The sequence below is a fragment of the Marinifilum fragile genome (assembly GCF_963677365.1).
GTDB lineage: Bacteria > Bacteroidota > Bacteroidia > Bacteroidales > Marinifilaceae > Marinifilum > Marinifilum fragile.
Genome location: NZ_OY781962.1, coordinates 978554 through 997022, shown reverse-complemented (window position 1 = coordinate 997022; position 18469 = coordinate 978554). Strand labels below are relative to the sequence as shown.

10 protein-coding genes are annotated in these 18469 nt (G+C 37.1%); 6 read left to right on the top strand and 4 right to left on the bottom strand.

From position 1 onward, the window contains the following. The first annotated feature begins 57 nt into the window (after positions 1–57). A complete protein-coding gene (locus ACKPCA_RS03720; protein WP_321281481.1) occupies positions 58–2871 on the top strand; it encodes a DEAD/DEAH box helicase in 2814 nt (937 codons plus the stop codon). A 253-nt stretch (positions 2872–3124) separates the two neighbouring features. Here ACKPCA_RS03720 and ACKPCA_RS03715 read toward each other — a convergent pair whose 3' ends face one another. Next, the gene (locus ACKPCA_RS03715; protein ID WP_321281480.1) at positions 3125–3304 is read right to left on the bottom strand and encodes a hypothetical protein; all 180 of its coding nucleotides are present in this window, start codon (positions 3302–3304) and stop codon (positions 3125–3127) included. Between the two features lie 71 nt (positions 3305–3375). Here ACKPCA_RS03715 and ACKPCA_RS03710 point away from each other — a divergent pair, with 71 nt between their 5' ends. Continuing rightward, complete coding sequence (locus ACKPCA_RS03710; protein ID WP_321281478.1) at positions 3376–5067, top strand: S41 family peptidase; 1692 nt, start codon at positions 3376–3378, stop codon at positions 5065–5067. Between the two features lie 75 nt (positions 5068–5142). Here the strand turns inward: ACKPCA_RS03710 and ACKPCA_RS03705 are convergent, their stop codons facing one another. Further along, positions 5143–5880 carry a DUF6261 family protein gene (locus tag ACKPCA_RS03705; protein WP_321281476.1) on the bottom strand — a complete coding sequence of 246 codons (738 nt, stop codon included), beginning with the start codon at positions 5878–5880 and terminating at the stop codon, positions 5143–5145. A gap of 1289 nt (positions 5881–7169) precedes the next feature. Between ACKPCA_RS03705 and ACKPCA_RS03700 the strand changes: the two genes are divergently transcribed. Next, entirely contained in the window at positions 7170–10670 is a 3501-nt protein-coding gene (locus tag ACKPCA_RS03700) for a S8 family serine peptidase (protein ID WP_321281475.1), read from the top strand. A gap of 211 nt (positions 10671–10881) precedes the next feature. Here the strand turns inward: ACKPCA_RS03700 and ACKPCA_RS03695 are convergent, their stop codons facing one another. Further along, the gene (locus ACKPCA_RS03695; protein WP_321281473.1) at positions 10882–12003 is read right to left on the bottom strand and encodes a DEAD/DEAH box helicase; all 1122 of its coding nucleotides are present in this window, start codon (positions 12001–12003) and stop codon (positions 10882–10884) included. 156 nt (positions 12004–12159) lie between these two features. Then, positions 12160–12642, bottom strand: coding sequence for a hypothetical protein (locus ACKPCA_RS03690; protein WP_321281472.1), 483 nt, complete (start codon positions 12640–12642; stop codon positions 12160–12162). A gap of 259 nt (positions 12643–12901) precedes the next feature. Here ACKPCA_RS03690 and ACKPCA_RS03685 point away from each other — a divergent pair, with 259 nt between their 5' ends. From ACKPCA_RS03685 to ACKPCA_RS03675, 3 genes are all read left to right on the top strand, one after another. Next, the gene (locus ACKPCA_RS03685; protein WP_054720085.1) at positions 12902–13276 is read left to right on the top strand and encodes an HYC_CC_PP family protein; all 375 of its coding nucleotides are present in this window, start codon (positions 12902–12904) and stop codon (positions 13274–13276) included. Between the two features lie 160 nt (positions 13277–13436). Further along, positions 13437–17195, top strand: a complete 3759-nt coding sequence (locus ACKPCA_RS03680; RefSeq protein WP_321281470.1) for an efflux RND transporter permease subunit — start codon at positions 13437–13439, stop codon at positions 17193–17195. Then, entirely contained in the window at positions 17192–18427 is a 1236-nt protein-coding gene (locus ACKPCA_RS03675; protein WP_321281469.1) for a TolC family protein, read from the top strand. Before ACKPCA_RS03680 ends, ACKPCA_RS03675 begins: the two co-directional genes overlap by 4 nt. Positions 18428–18469 lie beyond the last annotated feature (42 nt).

Below are 18469 nucleotides of genomic sequence, written 5' to 3'. Positions count from 1 at the left end.
TTAAGATTATTATGTAAGTTTATGCCTTAGATAGTTTATAAAATACTTATGCCTCTTATGAACATTAACAGTTCCATACCGAATATTATTCAGTACTTTAATGATTGTTACAGATCAGACAACAGGGAGTTAACAATTTATAATTTCTTAAATCAAAAAGTAGAAAATAAAATTTACTTCGACGGAGAAGAAGAATTACTAACTGGTAATCACCCAATTATACCCATAGATTCTGCGAAAGCATCCACAATCAGCAAAAAGGTAAAGCTGTACGAGAAAGAAAAGGAATTACTATACGGCACATTTTTCATTTGTGGAAACTACATCGATCAGAAAGGAGATTCTAAAACACTATGCGCACCTCTGTTCTATTATCCTGCTGAAATACAACAGAAGGATGAATTCTATTATTTATCAATCAACACCAGCGAAAGAAGAATAAACTATCCAATCATACAAATGCTCTTGAGTGATTCCAGTTCTGAATTTCTTCAAGATACTTTATTCGAAGATCTACCCAAAAATTACATTCGTTTCGAGCATGTTGAATATATCGTTCGCCTTTTCAAAAAATACTTTTTAAATGTTGACATCGAAAACATTTATGCATACCCGGAAAATACGAATGTAAAATCGATCAACAAAACCATTATAAGTTTATCCAGGAATCAAGAAAGTAAATACGTATTGCTTCCATCTAGTATTTTGGGATTGGTAACAAAATCCACAAATACAAGAGGTGTATTAAATGAACTACGTGAATTGGGTTCACGTTCCGATTATTCCACCCCTTTGCAATCTTTATTTTCAGAAAGAGAACTAAAGGATCAGCAAGGAAAATACATTAAGGGCAAGCTACCAATGATATTAAGTGAAGCTCAAGAAGCCATACTAAAGTCTAGCTCGGTGAATCCATTAACTTTAATCGTTGGTCCTCCTGGAACTGGCAAAACATATACGATTGGAGCAGTTGCTTTAGAACACATGAACAGAGGAGAATCGGTATTAATCGCTTCGCGTACCGATGAAGCCGTTGATGTAATCGCTGAAAAGATAAAACTTCAACTAGGTGTTGACAAAGCGGTTGTTAGAACTGGTAAAAAACGATCCTATTCCACTCCACTAAACCGATTTCTAAAATCTCTTCTAACACGTGTATACAAACTAAACTATCTCTTAAAAGAATTTGATCTACCCAAATTAAAAGACGATGAGTTAAATCTGAGATTGTTGAACTTATCTACTGAGATTGAATCGAGAGCCAAGCTTATTAACAAATTGGAACAATCCTTCTCTAATGAGGTAGAAAATGAACTAAAGTGGGGAGAACATCTCAGTAATCATCAGAATGGTGTCTGGAATAAAATTAAGACACGATACATTGACATCAGAAACCGAATTCAAGTCCCAATTTGGGAATACAATCAGCAATTAAAACAAAAAGATCAGCAACAAATAGAAGACATTCTACTGTTTATTCGTTTAAAATACATCAAACAGATTTTAAGTGTAATGGAAAGCGACTGGAAGAACATACAGCGCTTTCACGAAGCTCTAAAAATGTCGAGCGATACCGAAAGGCTAGCCAAATTTAATGAAATAAAATTCGATGCAGTTTTAAAAGCATTCCCAATTTGGTTATGCAATTTATCAGAGGTAAAAGATGCACTGCCTTTTCAAAAAGAAATGTTTGATGTAGTTATTATTGATGAAGCTACACAATGCGACATTGCCAGTTGTCTCCCTTTAATACAGCGAGCAAAAAGAGTTGTTTTTGCAGGGGATCCTTGCCAACTGAGACATGTATCTTTTCTATCGAAAGAGATTCAAAACATATATCGAGACAAATACAATCTTCAACATATCAATAACCATACTCTAAATTACAGAGATAAAAGTATTTTAGATCTAGTTATGAGCAGTCTGCAATCAGGCAACCAGGTAAGTATGCTTGATGAACACTTTAGAAGTTTATCGCCCATAATTCATTTCAGCAATGAACATTTTTACGATAACCAATTAAAAATAATGACCTCAAGACCTGATGATAATGAACAAGCTTTATACTTTATCAGTATTGAAGGCACACGCGATAAAAATGGTTCAAACGAAAAAGAGGCAAGTACAATATTGAAAGCTGTTCGTGAATTGGTCGACAAAGAAAAAGATTTATCTCCCGAATTTAGCTCAAGTGTTGGAGTGTTATCGCCATTTAGATCACAAGTAGACTATTTGGGCAAGCAGCTTTTAAATCAGTTCGAAATGGAAGAAATCGAAAAGCATAAAATAAGAGTAGGAACTGCATATAGCTTTCAAGGTGAAGAACGAGACATTATGTATTTATCCCTAACCATAGATGCTTACAGTCATCATTCGGCAATCAATCATATTAACAAAGAGGATGTTTTTAATGTTGCCATTACTCGCGCAAGATACAGACAATATGTACACCATTCAATAAGCAAAAACGACTTAAAAACAGATACACTTCTTCGAGCTTATTTATCGAAAACCAAATCGAATACAATTGTACCAACTGATTTAGATAACCCTTCACGTGATCAATTCCTAAATGAAGTTAAAGAAGCTCTCAAATCCTGGAAGATAGATTCAATTTGGGAGGGCTACTCTATTGCAGGTCTTAAGATCGATCTACTTCTAAAATACAACAACAAATATATCGGAATTGATTTGGTAGGATACCCAGGAGAATATTCGGATATTTTTGGAATTGAGCGCTACAGAATTTTAAACCGAGCTGATGTTAGCATATTCCCTCTGCCCTTCTCCGATTGGTATTTTAACAAAGAAGAAGCCATGAAAACCTTAAAAAATTACATCACTACAATCAATGACATTTCCTTAAACTAATACCATGAAACTCAGAATTAAAAACACTCAATTAACCATCTTAATATTAGCCTACTACCAAATCATTGGTGGGGTTATTGGCCTCTATCTGATTACAAAAATTCTATTTAAAACACAATCCTGATATATCTTTGGTTGAGAAAAAGCAAAATGAATTAAATGATGAATATGTGATCTAATAACACAATAATTTATAAACAATCGCCCCACCAAAACAATACAGTGGGGTAATTTTGTATCCATTACTATCAAACTATTCCTCCACTACCTCCTCTTTCGCTTGTTTGCTTCTGATGCTAATCGAATGCTCTATTTTGAGAATGCTTTCGTTAATCAGCATGAGCATGTCGGTAAATTCGCCTTCGCCATGCAATTCCCAAATCAGTTCCAAATACATATAAATACTTTTTTTAACTTCCTTTAATATAATCATAACAATATTTACTAATAATTATTATTAGTTTTAGGTAATCATTTCAACATAAACAAAATACTACACACAACATGAAGAGATCAAGATTACTGATGACCATTATAATTATTGGTCTGTTATCCTATCTTACAGTTTCCTATTTTCAAACACAAAACAGACTTTGGGAAACCAAAAAATTAGCAAGCACAGCAAAGGTTTGGGGCTTTTTGAAATATTATCACCCAAATATTGGAAAGGATCCTTTTTATTGGGACAAACAATTATTCACCGTCCTGCCTCGAATAAAAGAAGCAGGCAACCGAGAGGAATTATCGAAAGTATACTTGGAACTAATCAACTCTTTAGGGGAAGTACCAAACATTACCATTGTAGATACAATACCTGAGGATCAATATTTTAACAAAAACTTCAATCTCGCTTGGATTAGCAACGAAGAAATATTTAGCAAAGAGTTGTGTACCAAATTAAAATTCATAGAAGAAAATCGCGCACAGGGAGATCATTACTATGTTTCTTCTACACCATATATTGGGAACATTAAACTGAAAAATGAGCCTTTACACAACAACTTTGACTGGACAAAAAAAGAGTACAGATTATTAAGCTTGTTCAAATACTGGAACATCATTGAGTACTTTTTCCCATACAAATACCAGATGGATCAGAATTGGGATGAAGCATTATTGGAAATGATTCCAAAGTTTACGAACTGCCAATCGGAAGAGGAATTTCATTTGGCAATGTTGGAACTGGTTGTAAAGATTAACGACAGTCATGCAGGATTAAGAACCTGCCACACCAATCAGTATTTTGGATTGCAATGGATACCTGCAAGATTTAAAATCATAGATGATCAGGCAATAATTACAGGATTTTATGACCGAATGCTTGCTGAAGAAGATGATTTACAAATAGGTGATATCATTACAAAAGTTGATGGTAAATCCATATCAAAAATTCTTCTAGAAAAGGACAAATACATTCATGCATCCAATGCTTCGGTGAAATTACGAAATGCATACAACTGCATTTTCAACGGTTCTACCGATTCCCTTAATATTGAATTTATTCGCGAAGGAAAGAGTCATCGTAAAATCATCAGAAGGTATCCTTTTAGTAAATTCAGTCCTGAAAAGAGCAATGATCCCAAATGGAGAATACTAGAAAACAACATTGGATACGTAAATATGGGAATTCTGGAACGAAGGGATGTTCCAACCATGATGGACAGCCTGATGAATACCAAAGCCATTGTTTTTGATGTGAGAAACTATCCTAGAAGAACCATGAACGATATTTCCAGCTATCTGAATGAAAAACCGAAGGAATTTGTGAAGTTTACCATACCCAATCTGAATTATCCAGGTAAATTCACCTGGACTCAAAGCATAAAATGTGGTGGTAAGGAAGGTCCTAAATACAATGGACAAGTTGTGATTCTGGTAAATGAAACAACACAAAGCCAAGCCGAATTTACCACCATGTGTCTGCAAACTGCTCCTAACGCAATTGTAATAGGAAGTCAGACCTCAGGTGCCGATGGTAATGTTTCCCTGTTAAATATTCCAGGTGAATTTAAAAGCTACATGACCGGCATTGGCGTATTTTATCCTGATAGTAGGGAAACACAACGCATTGGCATTGTACCCGACATTGAGGTAAAACCAACACCTGATGGTCTAAAAGCCCAAAAAGATGAAGTATTGGAAAAGGCTATTGAGGTAATTAAAAATACAACTGATAAGGGTATTACACAGAAATAAAAAAGAACTAAATCATAGAAAACTCGCCCCACCAAAACAATACAGTAGGGCGATTTCATATCCATTACTATCAAACTATTCTTCTACTACCTCCTCCTCTTTGGCTTGTTTGCTTCTGATGCTAATCGAATGCTCAATTTTGCGGATACTTTCGTTAATCAGCATGAGCATGTCGGTAAATTCGCCTTCGCCGTTCAACTCCGACATTAGTTCCAGATACTGATAAAGGCTATTGAGATCCTTGGTCAGTTTCACACGAAACTCCTTGATGTCGATTTCGCGATGTTCGCTACTCGCTTTTTCATCACGGTTTACGATGCCTGCCTCTACATTGTCAAGATTGGTTTTAATTCGATCTACAAAAGGCTGGAATTGAATCGCAGCAATCGCATCCTTTACGTTTTGAATCGTGTCACAATCCTTTAAATACAAACGAGCATTGGCATTTTGCACCGGTAAACTTTCGTTGTGTAGATTAATACCATGTGTTTTTGCCAAATCATACAATACAGTGGCAGCTTCGCGTTCAGCTTTAACCGGACTTAACAGGTAGGCCTGGCAATACAGTTTACCAGCCCGCCACGAATGGTTAAATTGTGCATCCAACTCACGAACCTCAGCGGTTTCACTCGTTGTTGAAGCCTTATTAACCTGAGTTTTAAACTTGCTCAACGAACTTTCTGTATTCGCATAAAGAGCTTGAACCGGTGATGTACTCCAATCGTGTACCTTGCAAATACGCACACTGTCATCACCCAATGAAATCAATTCTGCATTTCTGAATCGTGCAGCACTAAATTTTTCCACTTTCATTTGCTTCTAATTTAAAATTAAAAAATAAGTAACCTCATCACTTTTGGGGTTACCTGTGGGTAAATAAACAGCTCTGATTCACATTGTCATGGTTGAATTATGTATGTGATACATACACCATATAAAATTAAACAGACATTCTATTTTTATCAAGACAATAAAATAAACATCAATACGTTACGCCAATCGAAATCAACTCAAAAAGCCTAAACGAACCGTTCTTCCACCAAAACATTATGCTGCATAACATATTTTAAAAGTCCAATTTTACTCCAAAAGCATATATGATCTAACTGCTTTCATTATTTTTTTACAAAATAGGATTCAACATGCTGCTGATACCTCCTTGTTTTTTTGAGAAGTATATCAAATCCCATCAATTCCCCTTTCGTTTTTCTAAAATGGATTTGCCAGCTACATTTATTTGCCTTCTAAAAAATATGAAGCATATCAAATCATAGCTACCTACGAATTGCAAAAAAAGGAAGGCCATTTTATCACCATTTTACCCCTTCCCACAAAAGTAGATGGGTATAAAATCATCATGAAGGGTGCATCGTGAAAAAACAATGGGAACATAGGCTGGATTTTATAGGCTTCTACAAAAATAAATTACCATACCATCTTGATGAGAAATGCATTTTTAAAAATCGAAGGATATCAATTCCTCATCGCAGAGCCTTCTGCAAAAAACAATGGGCATATCGGCAACATTTTATCCCATTCTACAAAAGTAGATCGATCTAAAATCTTCCTGTCAGATGCATTTTTATGGGATGATTCATTTTTTAAAAACTGAAGTAATCCTCCCTAAAGCATCGAAAAAATCATACAACATATCGTTCAATTGTGTTTGCAGGAAAAACAGAACAAATGCGTCGCGATATATAAACATATATTTAAAGAAAAATCAACAAAAACCATATCTTCCTAGCATTTCAAACCGATAACACCCTAACATTCCACAAGAATTTACCTTCCTTAATCTTGATTTCTAATCATCCTATAGATTTCGGTTCGGCAAATACAAAAACTACCACCAACGAACTTTTTCTAATTACCAAATGACTTTTTATAAATACTAAAATCAATTTGTAAAAAATTCAACATTAACCTAATATTTTTTCAAATCCACCAATCTCTTATATCATCAGGCTTACAGAATTTTCATTCATAAATTTTCGACAACAAATCACATATTAGACAATAAATATTTTTCATCATTTCGAAAAAATATCATAAATTGACCATTGCCCAACGAAAACCAATCACAATTTAAATTTAATTCTATGAAAAATTTTACATTTTTTATTGTCCTACTTCTGCTCTTTCAAGTAGGTTTTGCGCAAAAGCGTGCTGTTAATTCCGAAGGCCTTTACAAAGGTGTTATCCGGGTAAAATTCTCAGAAAACATTCAAGCGAAAGTGGATGTACTTTCCGAAAATCTTGAAAAAGGTCACCAACTAAAAGCTCGACCTCAGGATGCTTATGTTGTAACCAAAATGAAGGCCGTAGACAAACTGAATGAAAAGTTCGCGGCTTACAAGATGAAACGCGTTTTCCGCGATGCGGGTAAACATGAGGCCAAGCACCGTAAGTTTGGTTTGCACCTATGGTACGATATCGAGTTCAATTCCAGCACGCCTGTCAAGCAATTGATTGCGCAGTACAGTAACATTGCTGAAATTTCGATGGCCCAGGCAATTCCTGAAGCAAAGCTGGTTTCGCACAGCATTACTCCCCTACCCGAATTGCCAAAGGCAAGTCCTCCAAGCTTGAGTACAGCCCCTAACGATCCACGCTTTCCAGATCAATGGCACTATGAAAACACAGGTCAAAACGGTGGTACACCAGGATCTGATATCAGCTTATTGGAAGCATGGGAAATTGAAACTGGTAATCCCAATGTAATTGTTGCCATCGAGGATGGTGGTGTGGATTGGGACCACGAAGATTTGGCCGGAAACATGTGGGTTAACCCAGGAGAAATTGCCGGAAACGGTATTGATGATGACAACAATGGCTATATAGATGATGTTTACGGATACAACTTTGCAAACAACACGGGAACCATATCGGTTGGAGATCATGGAACACACGTAGCAGGAACCGTAGCTGCCGAAACCAATAATGGTATTGGTGTTGCTGGTGTTGCTGGTGGTAACGGTAACAACAATGGGGTTCGCCTGATGTCTTGTAATGTTTTCACCGACACCTCAAATGGTGGATTTGCCGAAGCTTTTACTTATGCAGCTGATAATGGTGCTGTAATCTCTCAAAACAGTTGGGGATATAGCAATAAAGGTGTTTACGATCAGGCTGTGCTGGATGCGATCGATTATTTTATTGCCAATGCAGGTGGACCTGGAGAAGCAATGAATGGAGGCTTGGTGGTTATTGCAGCAGGTAATGATGATGACTCTGGTTTATGGTATCCGGGATGTTATGAAAGTGCTTTGGCTGTTGGTGCAGTAAATTGCAAAGACGAGAAAGCATGGTATTCCAATTACGACACTTGGGTGGATATTGCAGCTCCGGGTGGTGAGTTAATTTCATCAAACACCGATCCGACTGCTGTTCATTCAACACTACCGAATAACCAATATGGTGTGATGCAGGGAACTTCAATGGCTTGCCCTCACGTTTCAGGGGTTGCGGCATTAATTGTTTCAAAATACTATGGCAACATCACTCCTCAAGAGGTGCGCAACAAATTGATGAGCACAGCTGACAATATCGATGCTACCATTCCTACTTTCATAGGTAAATTGGGAAGTGGGCGAATGAATGCCTTTGCAGCTCTTTCCGACGGCAACCCTCCTGCAACTCCAACTGGTCTTGTAGCAAGTAACGTAAAAGCTACTTCTTTTGATCTTAGCTGGGATGCAAGCTCCGGAGCAAGTTCATATGATATTCAGATAAGAGAAAGTGGCGGAATTTGGAGTAATTATACTTCATCAAGCAATGCTTATTCGTACACGGGAGCTACCGCCGAAACCACTTATGAATTCCAGGTAAGAGCCGTTAACAGTGCCGGCAATAGTGATTATACATCCATTGGCAATGTAAACACCACTGCCTTACCTCCTCTACCAGATGTCCCTGCAAATATCGCAGTGAGCAACATTACCTCCAATTCATTTAGCCTAAGTTGGGATGCTGCCAATTATGCGAATGATTACGATGTACAGGTGCGTCCACAAGGCGGAAGCTGGGTCAATTACAATACCAGTAACCTCAGTCAGAACATAACAAACCTACAGGCTTCTACTGTATATGAGTATCAAGTTCGTTCGAACAACGATACCGGAAGTAGTGATTATTCTGCAATCGCTTCTACTACCACCTCTGACCTTCAGTTGGTATATTGTGATTCTCAAGGCAACAACTCCACTTACGAGTGGATTTCGGATGTGACCATTGGAACTTTCAATAATACATCGGGAGCAGCCAATTATACAGATTTCACATCATTGACTGTTGATTTGAATGCAGGCGATCAGTATAATGTTTCATTAAGTCCTGCTTTCTCAGGATCTTCATACAATGAATATTGGAAAATCTGGATTGATTACGATCAGGATGGTACGTTTAATGATTCCGATGAGTTGGCCTTTGATGCTGGTTCCTTGAGTAAAACTACTGTAACTGGTTCCATTACCATTCCTTCAGGCGTTTCGGGAACAACCAGAATGCGTGTGAGCATGAAATACAATGCTTCTCAAACCGCTTGCGAGTCTTTCTCTTATGGCGAGGTTGAGGATTATACGATAAACATTCAGGCAGCCAGCCAAAATCCTCCTCCAACTCCTGATGGAATTACGGCCAGCAACATTACATCCAGTTCTTTTAGCATCAATTGGAATGGTGTAGCTACAGCTACTTCATACGATATTGATATCAGGGAGCAAGGCGGAAATTGGAGTTCATTCAATACAACATCTACAAGTTACGATTATACTGGTGCAAATGCATCAACTACCTATGAATACAGACTAAGAGCCAATAACAGTTTTGGTTCAAGCGACTATTCAAGCACCTATAATTTAACTACAAATGCTGCCAGCCTGAACTATTGTTCCTCTAAAGGAAACAATTCGAGCTACGAATGGATCGATTTGGTTCAATTGGGAAATATCAATAACAGCACAGGAAACGATGGTGGTTATGCCGATTATACAAACCTGAGCACTGATTTGGTTCCTGGTAGTTCTCAAACCATTTACTTTAGTGCTGGTTTCCGCAGTACCACTTACACAGAATTCTGGCACGTGTGGATCGATTTTAATCAAAATGGCACATTCGATTCCAACGAATTAATGGTAAGTGGATCATCTAGCAGTAGCGGAACTTTATCAGGAACATTTACGGTTCCTAGCGATGCAAGTCTTGGGAACACCCAAATGCGTGTGACCATGAAATACAACTCTGCAGCGGATCCTTGCGAAACATTTAGCTATGGTGAAGTAGAAGATTACACCGTTAACATTACAAATACTTCTTCTTCCGCCAAGTTAACCAATCTTACAATTTCAGATCCTCTGGGTAACGAAGCTCCAACTGATCTTCTAATACTAAGCCCTAACCCAGCACGTGATTACGTAAAAATCGAAACCAGAAGTGCTGGAGGTAAGATTAAAATTGTAGGTATGCATGGTAATCTAATCAAAATAATTCCGGTAGTATCTAACACTACTGAAGTAAATGTGTCTGATCTTGTTTCAGGTACATACCTTATCATCCTTGAAGATGAAAGGAACAGTGAAACCAAGAAATTAATCAAACGTTAATAATTAAGTAGATTCATCGAAAGCTGTCTCAATATTATTTTGAGGCAGCTTTTTTGTTCAAATCATTATTGATGATTAATGTATATCCTATAAAAGAAAACCTCACTGAAAATTACATTTCAGTGAGGTTTTTATATGATTATCTGATACGCAATACATATCATCACCAATAATTATTGTTACATGAATAAATTAAATATTCATGATTTTATTAACGTTTTGCACGAATCTGGCTAAAACCAATATTCAATGCTTTCTGAAAATAACGCAGGCTCTTCATCTCCTTGTGGTTTACCAATGATAAAGAAATTCCTTCTTTTCCAGCACGAGCAGTTCTTCCGCTTCGGTGCGTGTAATACTCTTCTTTATCAGGCAACTGGTAGTGTACAACAAATGCCAGTCCTTCAATATCAATACCACGTGCGGCCAAATCGGTTGCCACCAAAACTCTTAATTTCTCATTTTTAAAAGCACGCATTACCTTGTTACGCTCAATCTGTTTTAGATCTCCATGAATGGCATCCACTTTTACTTTTTGCGATTGCAACTGCTGATTCAGTTTCTGAGCTGCTTCTTTGGTTTTGCAGAATACAACACCTCTGGCTTTGGTATCCGATTTTAAGAATTGCATCAATACTGATAATTTCTCATGATCATCGCACAATACAAATTGATGCTTGATATTCTTATTCACCACATTCTTTCCACTGATCTGAATGCGATGAGCCGATTTTGAAATGTGTCGTTTGATGATCTGTTTAATCCCATCAGGCATGGTAGCCGAAAACAACCATTTGTTCTCTACTCTCGAAAGGTAAGTCAAAATTTCATTCAGTTGATCTTTGAAACCCATGCTTAGCATTTCGTCAGCCTCATCTAAAATTACTGTTTTTACATGGGTCAAATCAACTGCCTTCTTCTTTACCAATTCGATTAAACGACCTGGTGTAGCTACAATTATATGTGTAGGACGACGCAAGTTAGCAATCTGCTTTTCGATTGGTGCTCCACCATATATGCATTCTGTGAACGTCTTCTCGCTATGTTTTGTAAACTTAAACAACTGTTTGGCGATCTGTAAACCAAGTTCACGCGTTGGACAAAGAATTAATCCTTGTACTTTTTCAACCTTAGGGTTCACACGATGTAATAATGGTACACCATAAGCAGCGGTTTTACCAGTACCCGTTTGCGCCTGACCAATTAAATCGGTATCCGCATTCAACAATACCTTAATTACTTCTGATTGTATTTGAGTAGGATTAACAATTCCCAATTCGTTTAATCCCTTAACAATGTTCTTATTTACACCTAGTTCCTTAAAAGTTTCCACAGCTTTTTGTATTAAATTGGCTGCAAAAGTAATACAAACAATTAAGAATGATGAATTATAAATGATGAATTATCAATTAATTCAAACCTGAAAGGGAGTAATACCTACAAGATAATTACACAAATGAACAATGAAATAAATAAGGAAGTCGATAATTTACCCTTTATAGAATAGTTTTCTTTCCTCTTCTTCTACAATTCCCATGGCATGAAAAAGATTAAGATTGAACGGAAAGTTTTTTCCAATCACATACATACAAATCAACCAAGGCAAATACCATAGGATATCATGGGTTATCTCAAATGAAAATAATGCAGTTATTCCTCCAGCACAAACCAAAAGCAATTGTAAGGAATAAATTCTACCAAATATTTTCAATTTCTCATCTAGTTGATCAAGAACTTGAATGTATTTTATCTTGCTTCGATACAAGGCCCACCCAGCTACCAATTCAAGCAAAATTATTGCTACACCTACGAGATTAAACCAAAACCTTTCATTTCCTGGTATCAGAATTGGAGTTTCAAATTCGTAATAGCTTACTAAAATTCCCAAACTTAGCTCTATTCCTACTGCAATTACAAATAGCCCCAATAAGCCCAATCTTGTCCATTTGACAAGTGCTTTTAATTTTTCCATACTTTAAAATTTGTGTGTACTTTAAACTATTTTGAGTGGGATGGTCAACAATTTTAACTATTATCGTTTATTATTCTTCAACATCGTCTCAAAAAATGGGATCGTTTAAGCTTATTTAACATTCAAACGTTTTCGAATCAAAAGAAATCCAGCCAATGGGAATATGCAGTTAAAAGTTAATCCTTTGTTAAGAGTATAAATTTTTCTTTTGTTATTTGTAAATTAAACTAGCTTTGTATTAAATAATGCGATTAATTGTATGTTATCAAAAAAACTTGGACATATCATTTTGGTTTTTCTCCTGCTGATCTCAACAGCTGGAGTAAGCATTAACAAGCATTATTCTGGTGGAGAACTTTTCTCTACTGCTATTTTTGTTGAAGCGGATTCTTGTTGCGAAACTCCTTGTGGATGTTGCGATAAATCTTCTGAAATCATAAAGGTTGAAGCTGATTATTTGGCTTCTTCTTTTGAATTAGACGATGTTGCACAGATGGATTTGCTATATGCAAGTATTCCTGTATTGCTGCAATTTGTAAGAACAGAAGTTTCAACAAATTCATTTACAATCGAAGAATTTTTTCCTCCTCCCTTGCCTGATTTATGCATATTGAATCAGGTATTTCGTTTATGATTTTGTAGTTGTATTCTTTGTGATAAATAAATTATTTTTTACCTCAAAGGATACCAAAGTGCAGCATTAAGTATTACAAAGTGTTCAATACTTTGTATTCTCCTTTGTGTGTATTTAAGGCTTTCTTTGAACTTCCTTTGTGGTTAAACTACAAGAAGATATGCTTAACAAAATCATAAAGTTCTTTCTAGAGAACAAACTGATTACAACCATATTATTGGTTGTATGCATTGCCTGGGGACTGATTACATCGCCATTCCCTTGGAAGATCGATTTTCTGCCAAAAGATCCGGTGGCGGTTGATGCCATTCCTGATATTGGAGAGAATCAGCAAATTGTTTTTACAAAGTGGATGGGTCGCTCTCCACAAGATATAGAGGATCAGATTACCTATCCTTTAACAACATCATTACTTGGGATTCCTGGGGTGAAAACCATACGTTCTTCCTCCATGTTTGGATTTTCCAGTATCTACATCATTTTTGACGAAGGGATTGAATTCTATTGGAGTAGGTCGAGAATTCTAGAAAAATTGAACTCTCTGCCGCAAAATCTTTTGCCTGATGGTGTTCAACCCACACTCGGTCCTGACGCTACTGCTCTGGGGCAGATTTTTTGGTACACATTGGAAGGTCGAACTCCCGAAGGTGAAGTAACCGGAGGTTGGGACCTTCAGGAATTGAGAAGCATTCAAGATTTTCAGGTAAAATATGCCTTGGCCTCTGCCAAAGGTGTTTCTGAAGTTGCATCTATTGGTGGATTTGTAAAGGAATACCAGGTGGATGTTGATCCTGCAGCCATGCAAGCACATGGGGTCAACCTTATGCAGGTGATGAATGCTGTGAAGAAATCCAATCTTGATATCGGTGCCCGAACCATAGAAATTAATCAGGCCGAATATTTTGTGCGTGGGATTGGCTATGTAAAGCAATTGGCAGACTTGGAAGAGGCGGTTGTTAAAATGACAGACAATACACCGGTTCGTATTCAAGACGTTGCCAAAGTAAGTTATGGCCCATCGGACCGCAGAGGTATTATAGATAAAATGGGTACCGAAGTGGTTGGTGGAGTTGTAGTAGCACGATATGGTGCAAATCCTTTAGAGGTTATTAACAATGTAAAAGACAAGATTGAAGAGCTTTCCGTTGGATTGCCTGAAAAGGAACTAGCTGATGGTACCATTTCCAAATTAACGGTTGTGCCATTCTACGACAGAACTCAGTTGATCTATGAAACTTTGGGAACTCTGGAAGATGCATTGACACTGGAGATCATCATTACCATTATTGTGATCATCATTATGGTTATGAATTTAAGGGCAAGTATTTTGATATCGGCCTTAATTCCCATAGCTGTATTAATGACCTTTATTGCAATGCGCTACTTTAATGTAGATGCCAATATTGTTGCCCTTTCGGGGATAGCCATTGCCATTGGTACAATCGTAGATGTGGGAATTGTTTTGTCAGAAAATATGATTCGACATCTGGAAATGAAGAATCCTGATAAAAATCTCAAACAGGTAATATATGAAGCAACAACAGAAGTTGCACCTGCTGTGATCACAGCGGTATTAACTACCATTATCAGTTTTATTCCGGTATTTACCATGGAAGCAGCAGAGGGAAAACTCTTCAGACCATTGGCTTTTACCAAAACATTTGTGCTGTTTGGGGCACTGATGGTTGCAATAATTATTCTGCCTGCCATGGCACATTGGCTATTCGCCATTAGAACGGAAAAGAGAAGAATAAAAATTGCCATCAATGGATTGCTGATCCTGATTGGAATATATATAATCTTTGCCTCATCAGCCTGGATTGGAATTACCTTGGTAATTTTGGGAGGAATCAACCTTGCTGCTCAATTCTACAAGAAATATCAAAAGTATTTATTTCAGGCCAACCTGCTTGTAATTGCATTAACTGTTTCATTCCTTCTGGCAAGAGAATGGTTGCCTTTGGGAGCATCCAACTCATTGGCTTCGAACTTCTTGTTTGTAGTTCTTAGCATTACACTATTACTAGTCGTATTTCTTTTATTCATGCGCTACTATCAGCGAATTTTATCCTGGGCATTGCGTTTTAAATTGCTGTTCCTATCTGTTCCAGCACTTCTTATTTTGTGGGGAGTAATTATTTGGTTAGGATTTGGAAATACCTTTGGTTTTGTAGCCCGTGGATTGGATAAAGTGGGAATCAACATTACTTCCACTTCAGCATGGAAGAACATGTACCACAAATATCCCGGTATTGGAAAGGAATTTATGCCTGCTTTGGATGAAGGATCATTCCTTTTGATGCCAACATCTATGCCACATGCAGGAATAGAAGAGAATAAACGTGTGTTAAAGCGATTGGATATGGCAGTTGCCAATATTCCAGAAATAGATATGGTCGTTGGGAAATTGGGTCGTGTGGAATCAGCCTTAGATCCTGCTCCTATTTCCATGTATGAAAATGTCATCAATTACAAAAGCGAATACAAAACCGATAAGTATGGTAAAAAAATTCGCTTTGCCGTTGATGATGACAGCAACTTCCTTAAGGATGAGAATGGTGAATTAATTCCTGATGAGTTCGGAGAATTTTACCGTCAATGGAGAGATCATATCAAATCACCAGATGACATCTGGCAGGAAATTGTAAATGCCACCAAAATACCTGGTGTTACATCAGCTCCTAAATTACAACCAATAGAAACTCGCTTGGTGATGTTGCAAACAGGAATGCGAGCACCAATTGGTATTAAAGTTTCCGGCAATAACCTGAAACAGATAGAAAGTTTTGGTTTACAGCTTGAAAGATTGGTAAAAGATATACCTGGAGTAAATGATGCTTCTGTTTTTGCCGAACGAATGATTGGAAAACCTTATCTGGAAATCAGAATTGATCGAAAGGCTATTGCTCGTTTTGGCTTACAGATAGAAGATGTGCAGAAACACTTATCGGTTGCAGTTGGCGGAATGACTTTAACGAATTCGGTTGAAGGAAGAGAACGCTACCCGATTAGGGTAAGATATCCGCGTGAATTGAGGAATGATCCTGATCTATTGAAGAAAATTCTAATTCCAACAAGTTTAGGCAAATCTATTCCTTTGGAGGATCTGGCAACCATAGAATATGTACAAGGTCCACAAGTAATTAAAAGCGAAAATACTTTTCAGGTAGGATATGTAATTTTTGATAAAGAGGAAGGATATTCTGAAGTTGACATTGTAGAAGCTGCTCAGTCTTATCTGGCAGATAAAATAGAAAGTGGTGATTTGAAAGTACCTGCTGGTGTAAGCTATAAGTTTACTGGCAATTACGAAAATCAGATTCGCGCAGAAAAACGATTGGGAATTGTTATTCCAATTGTATTGGTAATCATCTTCTTGATTTTGTATTTCCAGTTTAGAAGTATTGCTCCCACATTAATGGTATTTAGTGGTATTGCAGTTGCATTTGCAGGTGGTTTTATCATGATCTGGTTTTACGGACAAGATTGGTTTCTGAACTTTTCTGTACTTGGCATCAATTTACAGGAACTGTTCCAGATACATCCCGTCTATTTGTCGGTTGCAGTGTGGGTTGGATTTATAGCCCTTTTTGGTATAGCTACCGATGATGGTGTTATTATGGCTTCCTATCTTGAACAGGTATTTGAAAAGAACAAGCCAAAAACAAAGGAAGAAATCAGGCAATCGGTAATCGAAGCAGGTTCAAAACGTATACGTCCCTGCTTGATGACAACTGCCACTACCCTCTTGGCTTTACTTCCAATATTAACTTCTACCGGTAGAGGATCGGATGTAATGATACCTATGGCAATACCTGCTTTTGGAGGTATGACAATTGAATTGATAACACTATTTGTTGTTCCTACACTATATGCCATGTACAAAGAATTCCAACTGAAGAAAGGGGGTTTGGTATGAGATTTTTATTAATAACCGTAGTGGTACTGCTGACTGGTACCAAGTTATTTGCACAAGAAAGTAAGTCAGACTTGCAATACCATATTGAATATGCAATTGCAAACAACCCTGATTTAAAAGCCATGGATCTGAAATACCAACAAGCATTGGAACAGATTCCACAAGTAAAAGCTTTGCCTGATCCAACTTTCTCTGCGGGTGTTTTTATTCAACCTATAGAGACACGTGTAGGAGCTCAGAAGGCTAAGCTGTCAATTTCGCAAATGTTTCCATGGTTTGGAACACTTGGTGCAAAAGAGCAGCAAGCAAGTCTGCAGGCCCATGCTATCTATTTGCAATATTTGGATGCTCGATCAAAATTAGAATTGAGTGTTACCAACTCTTGGTTGGATTTAATCCTAACTGATCAGAAGATACACTTCACGCAAAAAAGAGTTGAGGTGTTGGATTTATTGGAAAAGCAAGGCTTAAAACGTTATGAAAGTGATCAAACTGACATGGTAAATGTATTGTATATCCAAATGCTAAAAGAAGAATTGATTTCAAAAGTGGAACTGTTCAAAGACAAGCGTTTTACACAACAGACTGCATTTAACAAACTTCTTAATCGGGATCTTGACATGCAAGTAGATACTCCAGGAGACAATTCTTTCTTGTTATCGACCACATTGCCTAATGAGGATTTGCAATTTGCCAATCACAATAGAATTAACAGTTGGGAGCAAATGATACAGGCTTCTCAATTTGGTGAGAAAGCATCGAAGCTCAATGCTATGCCCAAATTTGGTTTAGGATTGGATTATGCAATTCTATCCAAACGAAATGATATGGATGTAGCACACAATGGTCAGGATGCAATAATGCCTATGCTTACTGTAAGCATTCCAATCTTTCGAAAGAAATACAAAGCTGCCATCAAAGTCAACCAATTGAAACAACAGGAGTTTCAGGAAAAGAAAACTTCCGAACTCAATCAATTAAGATTTGAGAAACAGCAAGCATTGGAACAGTATAGAACTGGAAGCAGAGATGTTGCTTTATATGAAAATCTGCTTACCAAAGCAAAGCAATCTTTTGAGATCCTGTCAAGTAGCTACGAGAGTTCTGTGAAGCGCTATGAAGAAGTTCTGAATATGCAGCAAAAAATCTGGATTTATGAACAGAAGCAAATTGAAGCACAGATTCAAGTACAGAAAAGCTTGGCACAGTTTAAATATTTAGATGCAAACTAAAGTCTTGAGAATTCGAATAGTTCTGTCTTATGACTAAAAATA